The sequence below is a fragment of the Haloferax sp. s1 genome, from assembly GCF_058382125.1.
The window spans coordinates 1-14,162 of sequence record NZ_JBZRPK010000675.1; the positions used below are offsets into that span (position 1 = coordinate 1).

The 14,162-nt window shown below is 62.3% G+C and carries 17 protein-coding genes; 15 read left to right on the top strand and 2 right to left on the bottom strand.

Translation table 11 applies throughout. The features are described from left to right. A partial coding sequence (locus QT222_RS16540) for a molybdopterin-dependent oxidoreductase (RefSeq protein WP_491477793.1) occupies positions 1-961 on the bottom strand: 961 nt, incomplete at its 3' end. A gap of 326 nt (positions 962-1,287) precedes the next feature. On the opposite strand from QT222_RS16540, the gene QT222_RS16545 reads away from it, so the two are divergent. From QT222_RS16545 to QT222_RS16570, 6 genes are all read left to right on the top strand, one after another. Beyond that, on the top strand, positions 1,288-2,697 hold the full coding sequence (locus tag QT222_RS16545) for an ATP-binding protein (RefSeq protein ID WP_491477794.1): 1,410 nt from the start codon (positions 1,288-1,290) through the stop codon (positions 2,695-2,697). A gap of 52 nt (positions 2,698-2,749) precedes the next feature. Continuing rightward, a complete protein-coding gene (locus QT222_RS16550) occupies positions 2,750-3,445 on the top strand; it encodes a hypothetical protein (RefSeq protein ID WP_004059338.1) in 696 nt (231 codons plus the stop codon). Between the two features lie 51 nt (positions 3,446-3,496). After that, positions 3,497-4,321: an MBL fold metallo-hydrolase gene (locus tag QT222_RS16555; RefSeq protein WP_004059337.1), complete on the top strand. Its 825-nt coding sequence runs from the start codon at positions 3,497-3,499 to the stop codon at positions 4,319-4,321. A gap of 33 nt (positions 4,322-4,354) precedes the next feature. After that, positions 4,355-4,549 carry a hypothetical protein gene (locus tag QT222_RS16560; protein ID WP_004059336.1) on the top strand — a complete coding sequence of 65 codons (195 nt, stop codon included), beginning with the start codon at positions 4,355-4,357 and terminating at the stop codon, positions 4,547-4,549. Then, entirely contained in the window at positions 4,546-4,758 is a 213-nt protein-coding gene (locus tag QT222_RS16565) for a hypothetical protein (protein WP_004059335.1), read from the top strand. Before QT222_RS16560 ends, QT222_RS16565 begins: the two co-directional genes overlap by 4 nt. A 125-nt stretch (positions 4,759-4,883) precedes the next feature. Further along, positions 4,884-6,473, top strand: a complete 1,590-nt coding sequence (locus QT222_RS16570) for an ABC transporter substrate-binding protein (RefSeq protein WP_231512862.1) — start codon at positions 4,884-4,886, stop codon at positions 6,471-6,473. Positions 6,474-6,489: 16 nt separating this feature from the next. Here the strand turns inward: QT222_RS16570 and QT222_RS16575 are convergent, their stop codons facing one another. Then, positions 6,490-7,473, bottom strand: a complete 984-nt coding sequence (locus QT222_RS16575; protein WP_491477795.1) for a DUF5787 family protein — start codon at positions 7,471-7,473, stop codon at positions 6,490-6,492. Positions 7,474-7,598: 125 nt separating this feature from the next. On the opposite strand from QT222_RS16575, the gene QT222_RS16580 reads away from it, so the two are divergent. From QT222_RS16580 to QT222_RS16620, 9 genes are all read left to right on the top strand, one after another. Further along, complete coding sequence (locus QT222_RS16580; RefSeq protein WP_004059332.1) at positions 7,599-8,408, top strand: DUF6517 family protein; 810 nt, start codon at positions 7,599-7,601, stop codon at positions 8,406-8,408. A gap of 254 nt (positions 8,409-8,662) precedes the next feature. Beyond that, on the top strand, positions 8,663-9,898 hold the full coding sequence (locus QT222_RS16585; protein WP_491477796.1) for a translation initiation factor IF-2 subunit gamma: 1,236 nt from the start codon (positions 8,663-8,665) through the stop codon (positions 9,896-9,898). 22 nt (positions 9,899-9,920) lie between these two features. Further along, entirely contained in the window at positions 9,921-10,289 is a 369-nt protein-coding gene (locus QT222_RS16590; protein ID WP_491477798.1) for a PIN domain-containing protein, read from the top strand. A gap of 7 nt (positions 10,290-10,296) precedes the next feature. Continuing rightward, the gene (locus tag QT222_RS16595; protein ID WP_004059329.1) at positions 10,297-10,869 is read left to right on the top strand and encodes a DNA-directed RNA polymerase; all 573 of its coding nucleotides are present in this window, start codon (positions 10,297-10,299) and stop codon (positions 10,867-10,869) included. Next, the gene (gene spt4, locus QT222_RS16600) at positions 10,869-11,066 is read left to right on the top strand and encodes a transcription elongation factor subunit Spt4 (RefSeq protein ID WP_004059328.1); all 198 of its coding nucleotides are present in this window, start codon (positions 10,869-10,871) and stop codon (positions 11,064-11,066) included. The genes QT222_RS16595 and spt4 overlap by 1 nt, the downstream gene beginning before the upstream one ends. A gap of 2 nt (positions 11,067-11,068) precedes the next feature. Continuing rightward, positions 11,069-11,608, top strand: a complete 540-nt coding sequence (locus tag QT222_RS16605) for a GTP-dependent dephospho-CoA kinase family protein (RefSeq protein WP_004059327.1) — start codon at positions 11,069-11,071, stop codon at positions 11,606-11,608. Positions 11,609-11,676: 68 nt separating this feature from the next. Next, positions 11,677-11,982: a 30S ribosomal protein S24e gene (locus tag QT222_RS16610; RefSeq protein ID WP_004059326.1), complete on the top strand. Its 306-nt coding sequence runs from the start codon at positions 11,677-11,679 to the stop codon at positions 11,980-11,982. 33 nt (positions 11,983-12,015) lie between these two features. Next, positions 12,016-13,674, top strand: a complete 1,659-nt coding sequence (locus QT222_RS16615; RefSeq protein WP_491477797.1) for a bifunctional N(6)-L-threonylcarbamoyladenine synthase/serine/threonine protein kinase — start codon at positions 12,016-12,018, stop codon at positions 13,672-13,674. 65 nt (positions 13,675-13,739) lie between these two features. Then, positions 13,740-14,015 (top strand): DUF5808 domain-containing protein, encoded by a 276-nt coding sequence (locus QT222_RS16620; RefSeq protein ID WP_004059324.1) that lies wholly within the window; start codon positions 13,740-13,742, stop codon positions 14,013-14,015. The last annotated feature ends 147 nt before the right edge of the window (positions 14,016-14,162 follow it).

The window sequence follows — 14,162 nt, forward strand, 5'->3', positions numbered from 1 at the left end:
CGAGACAAAGATTCACGAGCGCACCGGCGGTTGCGGTACCGCGGACGCTCTGATACACTCCCATCCCCCAGTAGATGAGCGTCGGCGCGTCGAGCAGTGCAGCCAGTTCCTCGACTGTGTCGAGCGAGACGCCAGCGCGGGCCGCCGCGTCCGTGACCGACGGGAGTGCAGAGACGACGTCGTCGAACCCCTCGGTGTTCGAGCGGACGAACGACTCGTCGATTTGGTCGGTATCGACGAGGTGCCGGAGGATGGCGCGGGCCAGCGCGAGGTCACCGCCGGGCGCGACAGAGACGTGGTCGTCTGCGACCGCCGCAGTCTTCGTCTCGACGGGGTCGACCACGACGAGTCGACCGTCTGCCGCCGACTGCCGTATCCAACGGAACATGACAGGATGGGCAACTGCGGGGTTCGCACCCCAGACGAGGTGTGTCTCGGCGTTCGGGATATCGTCGTACGTCGGTGGGGGCGCATCGCTCCCGAACGCCCGATAGTACGCTGTGACTGCGCTCGCCATGCAGAGTGTCGTGTTCGCGTCGTAGTTTCGGGTCCCAATGCCGGCACGAGCGAGTTTGCCGAGCGCGTACGCGGCCTCGTTCGTCTGCTGGCCGCTTCCCAGAACCGCGACCTCGTCCGGGTCGGTCGCCACCGCTGTTCGGATGGTAGCGCCGACACGGGCCATCGCGTCCGACCACGAGGTCTGTACCAGTTCGCCGTCCTCCCGGACGAGCGGCCGAGTAAGCCACTCGCCAGCAGGGTCTGCCGACTCGCGGATGCCACGACCGCACGCCAGTCCGTTGTTTACCGGATGTGAGGGGTCGCCACGAACTGTTTCGAGACCGTACGCGTTTTCGGACCCAAGGTGAACGTGACCACACCCCACAGCACAGCGCATACAGGTCGTCGGGACTTGTTTCGTCACGTGGTTCACCACCGACAAGAATCGGAGATTCCGGGGCATTTGTGCAATTTTTCCATGTATGATGAACACATCATTTCACTATCTTGGCTCATACTGGTGAAAGGAGAACATAAAATACCAATCGTTTAATAAATCAAATTATTCCGCCCAATTCCCCCATATCGTGCAATCTACAAACGTATACTAAGAATATAGTCGCGTAATCCCGGTGTTTTTAGATATTTATTTGAAAATGTTTTCCGGAATTAATTCGCCGTGCGGTCCACCGGGGTGTCCCTGTATACCCGGAGCGCGCGGTGAGAAGGTTTCTCTTGGTCACGCGCGCTCCGACGCTCTTATGCGTCTGCCCCGGCAATTTCGGGGGGATGAGTGAACGGGCGCTCGAGGTTGTCGAGTTTCTGCTGACGGCTCACCTCTACACCGACGACCGAACGCTTGACGAGAACGACCTTCCCCCGCGGTATCGGCGCGTCTTCTGGGCGGACACCGGAGACGACGAAGACGATTCGTCGGCGGGCGGCATCGAGCGACCGCTCGTGGTGACCGATTCCATCGCGCGGAAGGCGACAGGAGCCGAACACCCATGGGACGCGATTTCGGACCTCATGTTCACCCAACGTGAGGACTTCTCCGGCCGCCTCTCTCTGACGCAACCCGAGATGGCGCTGGAGTGGTTTGTCAACCGTGCCGACTACGACCGGTTGGTGACGAACCCGACTATCGCGAAGGCGGTCGAAGGACACGACGACGTGGACGTAACCCACGAAGAAGCGAGAGAGCAGACGCGACCGATTCACGCCGACCGGGTCTGGATCGACAGCCTCCTCGACGAGTACTTCGACGACGAGGACGACGCCGAGATGCTCGACCTCGTGCAGGTCCGCGCACCCGAGGAGATAGAGATGACTCTCGACGACCTCGTGCTCACGACGGACCAGGAAGGCGAAATTCACAAACTCATGAAGGCTATCGAGCACCGCGAGTACCTCGCGCAGATTGGCCTTCGCGAAATCGGGAAGATTCTCTTCGTCGGCCCGCCGGGGACGGGGAAGACGACCGTGTCGCGGGCGCTCGCCCACGAACTCGGTCTTCCCTTCGTCGAGGTGAAACTCTCGATGATTACGAGCCAGTACCTCGGTGAGACGGCCAAGAACGTCGAGAAGACCTTCGAGGTCGCAAAGCGACTCTCGCCGTGTATCCTCTTTATCGACGAGTTCGACTCGGTCGCAAAGACGCGCCGGTCGGACGAACACGCCGCGCTCAAGCGCGCCGTCAACACGCTCCTCAAGAGCATCGACGACATCTCGCTGATTCGCGACGAGGTCATCCTCATCGGGGCGACGAACCACCCCGACCAACTCGATTCGGCGGCGTGGCGGCGCTTCGACGAAATCGTCAACTTCCCCAAGCCGGACCACGGCATGCGCGCCGACATCCTGCGCGTCATCACGAACCGGATGGACATCAACGAGTTCGACCCCGAGGCCATCGCCGAAGTAACCCAAGGCCTTACCGGGTCCGACCTGCGACTCGTGCTCCGCGAGGCCGTCCTCGAAGCACTCACCGAAGAGCGAATGGAACTCAAGCAGGACGACCTGCTGGAAGCCGTCGCCGACTTCGAAGAGCGGGACAACCTGAAGAACCTCGACATGATGTCGGATTCGTCGGAACTCGTCGCCGGGTCGGGAGATGGGCACGACCACGGCCACGACGACCACGACCACGCGGACGAACACGAAGGCGAGACGCAGAAAGACGCCGGCACGGCGCAGTAACTGCGCTCTTTTCTGAGAAAGTTTTCACCAGTTGTCAGTGCACGTCGAGCCGATGCCTTCCAGCAGACGGCGGTTCGTTCAGGCGCTTGGGGCGACTGGACTGTTCTCGTTCGGCGGCTGTCTTACAGACGAACGTGGTGCAGAAAAACCAGCCACCGAGACGACGACTTCGCGGACGACGGTGAAGACGACAGCACAGCGTTCGCCCACAACCGCCGAGCCAACGAGCGAACAGACACCTGCAGTTGCTCCCACATATGAGAAGGTTCGCGGCGAAGCCGCCCCCGTCTCGGCCAGTCAGAAGTTCACCGAGAACGATGGATACGAGTACCTCGAAGAAGAGGACGAAGTTCGGTACGTCGCCGCCTACCGGTCGAGTACGGGCAACGAGACGCGCGCGCCGGTGTATGACACTATTTCGTTCGACGACTGGGCGACATCCGAGTGTGCCAGCGTAGCAAGACAAGCGGTGATGACTGCCCTCTACCAAGCACTCGGGGAATCGAACCTCGACTCAATTGTTGCCAGTGTCCGCGGGCGAAACACGGGGAGTGCTACAATCACTATTCTGCATCAGACAGTTCTCTCACGTTCGGGGAGTGTCGTGAGCCAGCCTACTATCCCATTCGACGAACTCGTCGCGACGACGCCACGAAGTGCAACTGGGACGGTGAACCTAGACGGTGCAGAGCCCGCCGAACGAACCTCCGAAGTCTGGGTCGACGACTGGGTGATACAAGAAGAGTGACTCACCGCCGTCGGCCACGTTTAAGCCGCACCATCTCCCTTCTCTGAATCGATGCGCGTGACCCTCCTCGGCACCGGCGACACGACCGGGACGCCGACCGTCGGCTGCGACTGCGACACTTGCCGCGAGGCCCACGAGCGGGGTATCGAGCGGACACGCTTTTCGGTCCACGTCGAAAACGAGCGAACCGACGAGTCGCTGCTCGTGGACTTCAGTCCCGACTTTCGCCACCAGTTTCTCACACAGGAGGTGCCGCTCCCCGACGAAGCGCTCGTGACCCACATTCACTTCGACCACTTAGACGGTCTCGGGAACGTCTACCGCCTACTCGACGACCTTGACGTCCACGCCACAGACGAAGTCGACCCGGTCACGGGCGAAAGCGTCGCCGACACGATTCGCTCGAAGTTCGACTACCTCGACCGAATCGCGGTCGAAGACCAGACGCCCTTCGAGTCGTTCCGCGCCTGCGGGTTCGACGTGACGTTTGTCCCGGTCGTCCATCCGCCGCTCGTCTGCTACGGCGTCGCCATCGAGGACCCGGAAACCGGGGCGAAGCTCTCGCTGTCGGGCGATTCGACGTACGCGATTCCGGCGGAATCCCGCGACGTACTCCGCGGCCCGGACCTCCTCCTCGCGGAGGCCATCGTCCCCGCGTCGGTCTGCGAGTATCACCCAATCGGCGGCGACGATTACGACGAAGACGGTGTTGCGCGGACGTTCGGCACGAAGCATATGACCCGCGAGGGAGCCATCGCACTCGGCGAGGACCTCGACGCCGACGTGACCCGACTCGTCCACGTCGCGCACTACTACCCGCCCGAAGAGGCCTTCGAAGACCCGCTAGCCGTCGACGGCGAAGTGTACGAATTGTAATAGTTTTTTCACGGTCGCGGGGGGAGCGTTGGTATGGTCCCTTCCCTGCGAACCTCCCGAGGAATTTCGTCTGTCGTTTCGCTCGGAATCGTGGGTACCGTCGGGTACACGCTCTTGTCCCCCCGACCGCCCACAGAGACGCAACTCGCGATTCTGTTCGTCCTCTCGGTCTGTCTCGGTGCGGCGAGTCTCTGGATGCTGTCGGAGCCACCGGAGGGTGACGCGTGAGTCTCCGAGCGATTGTGGAGGACAACGCGTTCAAGTATTTTCTCCTCGTGGGCGGTCTCGCCGCCGTGATTGACCTTCTCACGACCTACTTCGAGACGGGAGGAGTCGATTTGCTCGTATCAGCACTCCATTTCGTCGTCGTCGTTATCTTCGCAGTTCCGCTCATCGCGTACTGGAACTACATGGACAGACGCGCCGAAGCCGAGTGACCAGCGGTGCGTGAATTTGTGCTCGCGCAGTAACAACTTCTTTGAATCTAGCGCCGTACCGGTCTGTTGGTCGCCCGCAGACAGATTAGGCAACCTTATTTGTCATAATTAAATCTCGCTTGTATATGAGAGAGAATCCGGGTCGAGCAAGTATCGCAAAAGTCGGCCCCAGTCGTCGACGAGTACTACAGGGGGTAGCCGCTGGAATCGGAGGAATTGCGGGGTGTATCGGAGAATCTGACCACGGACAGCGAGACACGGGTCAGTCGGCAGACGATACGGTGACGTTCCGCGTCGGTTCGCCGTGGACGCCTGACGCGCTCGACCCGATTATTAACGGCTGGTTGTGGCGTCGAATCAGCGTCATCGAGCCGCTTCTGACGGTCGATTACGACACGTCAATTACCGCTGGTCTGGCGACGTCGTGGGAACTGGCGGACGACGGAGAAACGTGGCGGTTCGACCTCAGGGAGGGCGTAGAATTTCACGACGGAACGCCGTTAACCGCGGATGCAGTCGTCTTTTCGTTGAAGCGGGCGTTCGACTCGAACGCGCTGGCGGCGCTGCCTATCGAGTCGGTATCGGCGCTGGATGAACAGACAGTGTCTATCACCACAGACGGCCCCTTTGCCCCGCTCCCGGCGCACTTGACTCGTGGGAGAACCAGTATCATCGCGTCGAGTTCCGTCAACTCGGACGGAGACGTTACCAAGCCAGTCGGAACCGGTCCGTTCCAGTTTGCGTCTTGGGAGCCGGGGATGAGCATCACGGCGACTGCGAATGGGGACTATCACGGCCCCTCACCCAAGATAGACCGCTTGGTCTACGAAGGAGTCGCTGATTCACAGACACGCCGTCTCAAGCTCCAAAACGACGAGCTCGATATGGCACGGATTTTGCCGAATCACACGGTTGAGCAGATACAGCAGACAGAGAATCTGAAGGCGTACACCTACGAGATTCCTCGCTCGCGGTACCTGGTCTTCGATACGACCTCGGAACCGTTTGACGACCGACGTGTTCGGCAGGCGGTCATGCACGCCATCGATGGGCAAGCGCTTGTGGAATCGATTCTCGAAGGGCTCGGGTCGGCGGCGACCGGCCCGTTCCCACCCGAGATGACCTCGTGGGCGAACGACGACCTCGAACCATACGAGTACGCGCCGGAAAAAGCGGGCGAACTCCTCACGGAGGCTGGCTGGCGAATGGTGGATGGGACACGCCAACGGGACGGTGTCCCGCTCGACGTTGATATCTGGACGTACGAATCTCGGCCGCTTCTTTCCCCTCTCGCGCAGGTTCTCCAGGCGAAATTAGGCGAGGTCGGCTTCGACGTCTCCATTCTGACGATGGAGCCAGCAACGATTAGAGAGCGGGCAAATTCCGAAGCGTTCGGGATGGTGCTGTGGTCGAACTCGGTCCTGTGGTATCCCGACCCTGATCGGTTGACGGATTTCGTACACTCCAGTGAGGCGACAATGTTCAGCGGCTACGAAAACCCCGAAGTCGATGCGCTCCTCGAACAGGGGCGAAGGACGCCGAAGTACGAGGAGCGCAAGCAGATATACGACGACGTACAGGCGATACTTCAACGCGACGTGCCGATTGGGTGGCTGACGTACTACACGAACGTCGTCGGGACGCGCGCAGACGTGACAGGATATCGGCCGCATCCGACAGAGGCGTCGTATCATCTCGAAACCGTGAACAAATAAGGGCACGAGAGAGCAGTCACCAAAACCGGTCCAAACCCGACTGTCGCCGAGTGATGCCGGTTGGGTCTGCAACCCAGCCGGTTCGAGCCTCGCGAAGTTCCGCGCGGTCGAGTTCCGGCGGGTCGGCCGGTTCGAATGCGGTACACTCGGTTCCGCACTCCGAGCCGGGGTCGACCACGCGACCGAAGTGCTCGCAGACGGGGCGACCGTCGGCGTCGACGCCGGCGTGAGTGCACGCCGGTAAGTCGTATCCTCGCCACCCTTTGCCGTAGGCGCGCTCGGCGAGTCGGAGCCGAGCGGTTCGCTTGTCGGCGGGCGGCACGAGGGCGACATCTGTGTGAAGCGAGTGGTATTCGACTGGTTCGACACCGGTCGCATCGGCGGTGAGCGGTTCGGTCTCGCGGACGACCTCGCGCTCGCCGGTTTCGGGGTCGAATCGCCAGACACCGACTTGGTCGGGAATTCGGTTCAGGTGCGCGCCCGTGACGTAACTCTCAGTGGCGAGAACGACCTCGTCGAAAAGTGCGAGGCTCACGTCGAGTCGGAGTTGCCGGAGGAGGTCGCCCGGTTCGCCGAGGTCGGGTTTGTTCTCGATACCGACGAGGCGGGAGAACCAATCGCCGGGATAGCGAGTCGCGCGGCGGACGTACTCCCGACTACGGCGATGCTCGGACTCGAAGAACCCGACTTCGACGGCGCGGTCGGTGGCGCGACGGGCGCGGGCAGGGTGGCAATCGAAGGCGTCGCGCCAGAAGACGGCGCGTCCGACTCCGACATCGCTCTCGATGGCTGTCGCGGGGATATCACGGTCGGTAATACGAGTTCGGTCGGCGAACGCTGGGCCCGGAACGACGGCGCAGATGTCGATAATCCGGCTCCCCGGCGAGGCGACGGCAGCGCCGAGTTGCCGGGCAGGGAGCCAGTCCGTCGTCTGTTCGAGATGCGAACACAGCGCCAGTTCGAAGGCGAACTCCGAAGGCGACGACACCGGAGCGGGCACATACGAATTCGGGAGGCGAACGGCAAAAGTCTCGCTTTCAGAAATCTCGACCGAGAGGAGGTGTGTTCTCGTATTTGATTTTCGGGGAGATAGCTATTTGGGAGAGAACGCGGCAACATCGACCGATGAAGGGGAAAGACGACGGAGCCGACAGAATCGGACGGCGAACGTACCTTGGGGTTGCGGCTAGTGCGGGACTTGCCGGCCTCGCCGGGTGTACTTCCGGAACCACCGCGAGCGCCGGGCGGGCACCTCCGAAAGTACCGAAGGCGATGCTCGAATCGGGCGGCTGGGAGCACATCGGTGGCCAGACACTCGACCCGGCCTTCGAGCAGTCGGTCGGGCCGGTGAGCGTCTCCGCCGCATTCGAGACGCTCGTGTACGAGGACACGGCACTGGCGGCCGAGATAAAAGAACAGACGCTCGGGCAGGCCGAAGGGCAGTTTTTCCTGTTTTTCGCCACGCGCGTAACGCTCGAACCGAGCCTCTCGAACATCCCCAAAGCGGCTCGCGGGACGGTCGTCGACCAGATTGAGACGCAGGCACGGACACAGTACGAAGCACAACTGAAAGACGTCGGGGTCACGAACGTCGAGCAATCGGGGACGGGGTCGATGACGGTCGACACCGGCGATTCGGCGCGCGTGACCGAGTACGCGGCCACCATCCCGTTCGAGAGCATCACCTTCCCGTTTACCGAGGAGAAAAAATTCGAAATCGAAGGGCGCGAAGTCGACGTTAGTGGGCTGCTCGCCGTCTGGGAACACGATGGGACGGTCCTCGTCGCGGGCGGGGCGTATCCGGGTGAGAACTTCGAACTCGACGTCACCAAGGAACCGACCGACGCCATTTCGGTGTCGGTCGACATCGACCTCGGACTCACGCCGGACGCCTACCGGGAAGAACTCCGAAGTATCATCAAAGCGGTCGAGTAACGCCGAACGAAGACCAATTTTGTACGCACCTGGAGATTCGTTTCGGACCGACCGCGTCTCGAAGGTCAGCCTCAGTCACGGAGCATCGAGTCGCGAGAGTCAGCCTCGGTCGCGGGGCATCGCCGTGAGACACCGATAAACGGCACTTCGTGGTGTGTGACCGGCCGACGTAGCGGCAGCGTTGCCGCCCCGAGAACAGCACCTTTATCAGTCGTTCGGAGCCAAGTTCACGCAAGATTACTCTCAGGAGGTCAATGGTGACGAAAAACCCACAACAACCGGAGGTGAACATCGGACTCGTCGGTCACGTCGACCACGGAAAGACGACGCTCGTCCAAGCGTTGTCTGGGTCGTGGACGGACCAACACTCGGAAGAGATGAAGCGCGGTATCTCCATCCGACTCGGATACGCCGACGCGACGTTCCGTCAGATTCCCGGCGCCGATGCGCCGGAGTGCTACACAGTCGAAGAAGAGACCGAAGACGGTGACGAGACGGACGTTCTTCGTACCGTTTCGTTCGTCGACGCGCCCGGTCACGAGACGCTCATGGCGACGATGCTCTCTGGTGCCGCCATCATGGACGGTGCCATCCTGCTCGTGAGCGCGACCGAGGACGTGCCGCAGGCCCAGACGGCCGAGCACCTGATGGCGCTCGATATCATCGGTATCGAGAACATCGTCATCGCGCAGAACAAAGTCGACCTCGTCGACCGCGAGCGTGCCCTCGACAACTACGAACAAATCAAGGAGTTTGTAGAGGGGACGGTGGCCGAAGACGCCCCAATCGTGCCCATCAGCGCACAGCAAGAGGTCAACCTCGATCTGCTCATCGAGACTATCGAAGCGGAGATTCCGACGCCCGAACGCGACGAGACTGAAGACAGTCAAATGTACGTCGCGCGCAGTTTCGACATCAACCGTCCGGGGACGACCTGGGACGGTCTCATGGGCGGCGTTGTCGGCGGCAGCGTCGTCGCCGGAAAGCTCGAAGAAGGCGACGAACTCGAACTTCGCCCCGGCCGCGAAGTCGAAGAGGAAGGCCAGACCGAATGGCGCTCCATCACGACCGAGATTCGCTCGCTTCAGGCGGGCGGCAACATGGTCGACGAAGTCCGCCCCGGCGGGCTCTGCGGTGTCGGGACCGGTCTCGACCCGAGCTTCACGAAAGGCGACGCCCTCGCAGGGCAGGTCGCCGGCGAACCCGGCACGCTCCCGCCGACGCGCGAACGGTTCACGATGGACGTGGAACTGCTCGAACGCGTCGTCGGTGGCGACGGAGACGAGGGTATCGAGGAGATATCCACCGGCGAACCGCTGATGCTCACCGTCGGCACCGCGACCACCGTTGGCGCGGTGACGAGTGCGCGCAGCGGTGAAGCCGAAGTTTCGCTCAAGCGACCCGTCTGCGCCGAGGAAGGTGCGAAGATTGCCATCAACCGCCGCGTGGGCGCTCGATGGCGTCTCATCGGTATCGGGACGCTCAAGTGACGTGACCGCCACCGTAGTCGTCATGGACACGAACGCACTCATGATGCCGGTCGAACTCAACGTTCGCGTGTTCGACGAACTCGACCGGCTTCTCGCGGCCGACGCGGACCTCGTGGTCCCCACGGCCGTCCTCGACGAGCTGGAGAAGCTCTCGACGGGCGGCGGGACCGAGGGCGTCGCGGCGAGTGTGGGTGCGGACCTGGCGAACCGGTGCCGGGCGGTCGAGACGGACGAATCGTACGCCGACGACGCAGTTGTCGAACTCGCCGAATCGGGCGAAGTCGACTACGTCGTCACGAACGACAAGCCCCTCCGTGACCGGGGGCTCGACTGCGGGATTCCCGTCGTCGGCATCCGGGGGCACGCCACACTGGCAATCACGGAACCTTAACGAAACTATGTACAAACGGGTACGACTCAAAGATACAGTCGAAGTCCCACCCCGACACTTGGGCGACGTGACGCCCGAGCGGGTCAAGCGACTGTTGCAGGACAAACTGGAAGGACGGATGGACGAAGACGTGGGGAGCGTCGTCAGTGTCGTGAACGTCAACGACATCGGCGAGGGCACCGTGTTGCCCAACCGCCCCGGCGTCTACTACGAAGCCGACTTCGACGCCATCACCTACGACCCCGACATGCAGGAGGTCGTCGATGGCATCGTGGTCGAAGTGGTCGAGTTCGGTGCCTTCGTCGGTATCGGTCCGGTCGACGGACTGCTGCACGTCTCACAGATTTCCGATGAATACCTCGCCTACGACGGCGAGAACCAGCAACTCGCATCCACCGAGTCCAACCAGACGCTCGCCGTGGACGACGAGGTGCGCGCCCGCATCGTCACAAAGAGCATCGACGAGCGCAACCCGCGCGACTCGAAGATTGGACTCACCGCCAAACAGCCGGGGCTCGGCAAGCACGGTTGGCTCGAAGCAAAGCGCCAGCAGAGCGAGGCCTCGGCGGAGGGTAACTGATGGCGAAGCAGCGTCTCGCCTGCCGCGAGTGTCACTTCGTCAACGACCCGAACAAGCAGACGTGTGATAACTGTGGTTCGACGAGTCTCACCGAAGACTGGGCGGGCTACGTCGTCATCACCCACCCCGAAGAGAGCGAAATCGCCACCGAGATGAACGTCACCGAACCCGGCGGCTACGCGCTCAAGGTCCGCTGAAGATGCTCACCCTGCCGACGGACCTCCGCGCGGCGTTCAAAGAGCCGTTCGGCCCCGTCTACACCGAGGCCGAGGCGCTCCTCGCAGATGCATCCAGCGAGGAGACGGACGCGCCACTCGTCGCCGTCGGCGACGTTGTCACCTTCCACCTCCGCCGCGCCGGTCGCCCACCGGACGTAGCCATCATCGACGGCAAGACGAAACGTGAGGCCGTCGACGAGGAGATTCGTCGAGCAATCGAAACCGGCCGCCTCGTCGAAGTCACCAACGAACCGGGCACTCTCTCTTTCGATCTCGTTTCGGCGCTCGTCGAGGCGCTCGACGCCGAAGAACCGACGACGCTTCTCGTCACGGGCGAAGAGGACCTCGCGACGCTTCCGGCGGTCCTCGCCGCGCCGCTCGGGTCGACAGTCGTCTACGGCCAACCAGACGAAGGAATGGTCCGTGTGACCGTTACAGAGGCCGCTAAGACCGAAATGCGCGACCTCCTCGCGCAGTTCGACGGCGACATCGAGACGGTTCTTTCCCCCCTCGACACCTGATTCAGACGCCTCTTCGTCCCTTCGAAATCCTTTTACTTGCTTCGCGGGGAATTACTGGTAACTGAACCATGGATATCGAAATCATCTCCGAGGAGGAGAACCCCATGTTGCACCGGACGGACGTCCGATTCGAGATCGTCCACGAGGAAGCTACGCCCTCCCGTCTGTCGGTCCGCGACTCGCTCGCGGCCAAGCTGAACAAGGACTCCGACGAAGTCGTCGTCCACGAACTCGACACGAAGTTCGGTATGCGCAAGACGGCGGGCTACGCGAAGGTCTACGAGAGCCCCGAGTTCGCACGCGACGTCGAACAGGAACACATGCTCGAACGCAACAAGATCACCGACGCCGAAGCCGAAGCCGAAGAGGCCTAATTTCGGCTTCGAATCGCCGTTTCTTCACACTCGATGCGCATTCTCGGAATCGAAGGTACAGCGTGGGCCGCGAGCGCCGCGGTTTTCGAAACGGACGACCCCGACGCGCTCAGTACTGAAACGTATCGAACGCCGGACCCGTCTGCGGACCACGTCTTTATCGAATCGAATCCCTACCAACCCGAAAGCGGCGGCATCCATCCGCGCGAGGCCGCAGAACACATGGGAAACGCTATTCCCGAAGTGGTCGACACGGCACTCGCACACGCCGCCGACAGACACGACGGTGACGGCCCGATTGTCGACGGCGTCGCCTTCTCTCGCGGCCCCGGGCTCGGCCCGTGTCTCCGTATCGTCGGCACCGCGGCCCGTGCTGTCGCCCAGACGCTCGGTGTGCCGCTCCTCGGCGTCAATCACATGGTCGCCCACCTCGAAATCGGGCGCTACCAATCCGGGTTCGAATCGCCCGTCTGTCTGAACGCGTCGGGCGCGAACGCCCACCTGCTCGGCTACCACAACGGTCGGTACCGCGTCCTCGGAGAGACGATGGACACCGGCGTCGGCAACTCCATCGACAAGTTCACCCGCCACGTCGGCTGGACCCACCCCGGCGGCCCGAAGGTCGAACAGGCCGCGAAAGACGGCTCGTACGTCGACTTGCCGTACGTCGTCAAGGGGATGGACTTCTCGTTTTCGGGTATCATGAGCGCCGCGAAGCAGGAAGCGGACGCCGGAACGCCCGTCGAAGACATCTGCGTCGGATTACAGGAGACCATCTTCGCGATGCTCACCGAAGTCGCCGAGCGCGCCCTGTCGCTGACGGGGACGGACGAACTCGTCCTCGGCGGCGGCGTCGGGCAGAACGCCCGTCTCCGCGAGATGCTCGCCGAAATGTGCGAGCAGCGCGGTGCGAAATTCCACGCACCCGAACCGCGGTTCCTCCGCGACAACGCGGGGATGATTGCGGTGCTCGGTGCACGGATGCTCAATTCGGGCGACGCGCTTTCGGTCGAAGAATCCTCGGTCGACCCGAACTTCCGCCCGGACCAGGTAGCGGTGACGTGGCGCGGGGCCGACGAATCGGTCTCGCGCGCGCACACCGACGACGGCGCAATCCGCGGGGCCGAAGCGACAGTCGATATCGGCACCGACGAGGTCGTAAAGCGGCGCGTCCCGAAGACGTATCGCCACCCCGAACTGGACGACCGACTCCGGCGCGAGCGGACGAAAGCCGAAGCGCGCCTGACGAGCGATGCGCGGCGCGCCGGCGTCCGAACACCAATCGTCCGCGACGTAGACCCCATCGAGGCCGTTATCACCTTCCAAAAGGTCGGTGATGCGGACCTCGCAGAGCGCCTCAGTCCCGAGGCCGCTCGTACTGTCGGCGAGTATCTCGCGAAACTCCACCGGGTAGGAATCGTTCACGGCGACCCGACCACGCGGAACGTCCGCGTCGAGAGTGGGACGCACGGAACCTCTCGCGTCTTCCTCATCGACTTCGGTCTCGGGTTCCACACGGACCACGTCGAGGACCACGCGATGGACCTTCACGTATTCGCCCAGAGCGTCGAAGGCACCGCTGACGACGCCGAGCCGCTGCTCGACGCCCTCGAAGCGGGGTACGAATCTATCGGCTCCGACGAGGTCATTACCCGACTTCGCGAAGTCGAATCCCGCGGTCGGTACCGGTAGTCGGCGGTCGGTGATTCCATCGTAAGGCCAAAACGATTTATCGCCCGCCAGCATATTCGTCTCATATGGTAGACAAACCGCAGAGCGGAACTCTCTTTGGCATCCCATACAACTTCGAGCGCCCGAGCGTGGGCCGACTACTGTCATCTTACTGGCAACCCGGTGAGGGGATGCTCGTCGAGAAGCCATTCGGCATCGGTTACACGCTGAATCTCGCGAGTTGGCGGTCGTGGGTCGTCCTTCTCGTCGCCGGTGGCCTGCTCTGGAACGAGCGCCAGAAAGCGGAGGAAAAAGAAGAGGTAGAGGCCGACGAAGGTCCCGTCGAGGTCATCGTCGACTAACTCCGAGAACGAACGAACTACCAGCGGACGGACAGACGAACGACACACCGACGACTTTTCGATGCCCGCCCCCGGAGGGGCGGACATGCTCAGATACGTTACGACGAACGAGGGTAAGGTCCGCGAGGCACTCGACTACCTCGACGA

What these genes read in the sequence shown, in the direction of transcription:
- QT222_RS16550 (WP_004059338.1), top strand. Translation starts at nt 2,750, where the DNA reads ATGCCTTCCAGCAGACGGCGGTTCGTTCAGGCGCTTGGGGCGACTGGA.
- QT222_RS16545 (WP_491477794.1), top strand. Translation starts at nt 1,288, where the DNA reads ATGAGTGAACGGGCGCTCGAGGTTGTCGAGTTTCTGCTGACGGCTCAC.
- QT222_RS16555 (WP_004059337.1), top strand. Translation starts at nt 3,497, where the DNA reads ATGCGCGTGACCCTCCTCGGCACCGGCGACACGACCGGGACGCCGACC.
- QT222_RS16610 (WP_004059326.1), top strand. Translation starts at nt 11,677, where the DNA reads ATGGATATCGAAATCATCTCCGAGGAGGAGAACCCCATGTTGCACCGG.
- QT222_RS16615 (WP_491477797.1), top strand. Translation starts at nt 12,016, where the DNA reads ATGCGCATTCTCGGAATCGAAGGTACAGCGTGGGCCGCGAGCGCCGCG.
- QT222_RS16570 (WP_231512862.1), top strand. Translation starts at nt 4,884, where the DNA reads ATGAGAGAGAATCCGGGTCGAGCAAGTATCGCAAAAGTCGGCCCCAGT.
- QT222_RS16620 (WP_004059324.1), top strand. Translation starts at nt 13,740, where the DNA reads ATGGTAGACAAACCGCAGAGCGGAACTCTCTTTGGCATCCCATACAAC.
- QT222_RS16605 (WP_004059327.1), top strand. Translation starts at nt 11,069, where the DNA reads ATGCTCACCCTGCCGACGGACCTCCGCGCGGCGTTCAAAGAGCCGTTC.
- QT222_RS16560 (WP_004059336.1), top strand. Translation starts at nt 4,355, where the DNA reads ATGGTCCCTTCCCTGCGAACCTCCCGAGGAATTTCGTCTGTCGTTTCG.
- QT222_RS16585 (WP_491477796.1), top strand. Translation starts at nt 8,663, where the DNA reads ATGGTGACGAAAAACCCACAACAACCGGAGGTGAACATCGGACTCGTC.
- QT222_RS16580 (WP_004059332.1), top strand. Translation starts at nt 7,599, where the DNA reads ATGAAGGGGAAAGACGACGGAGCCGACAGAATCGGACGGCGAACGTAC.
- QT222_RS16590 (WP_491477798.1), top strand. Translation starts at nt 9,921, where the DNA reads ATGGACACGAACGCACTCATGATGCCGGTCGAACTCAACGTTCGCGTG.
- spt4 (WP_004059328.1), top strand. Translation starts at nt 10,869, where the DNA reads ATGGCGAAGCAGCGTCTCGCCTGCCGCGAGTGTCACTTCGTCAACGAC.
- QT222_RS16595 (WP_004059329.1), top strand. Translation starts at nt 10,297, where the DNA reads ATGTACAAACGGGTACGACTCAAAGATACAGTCGAAGTCCCACCCCGA.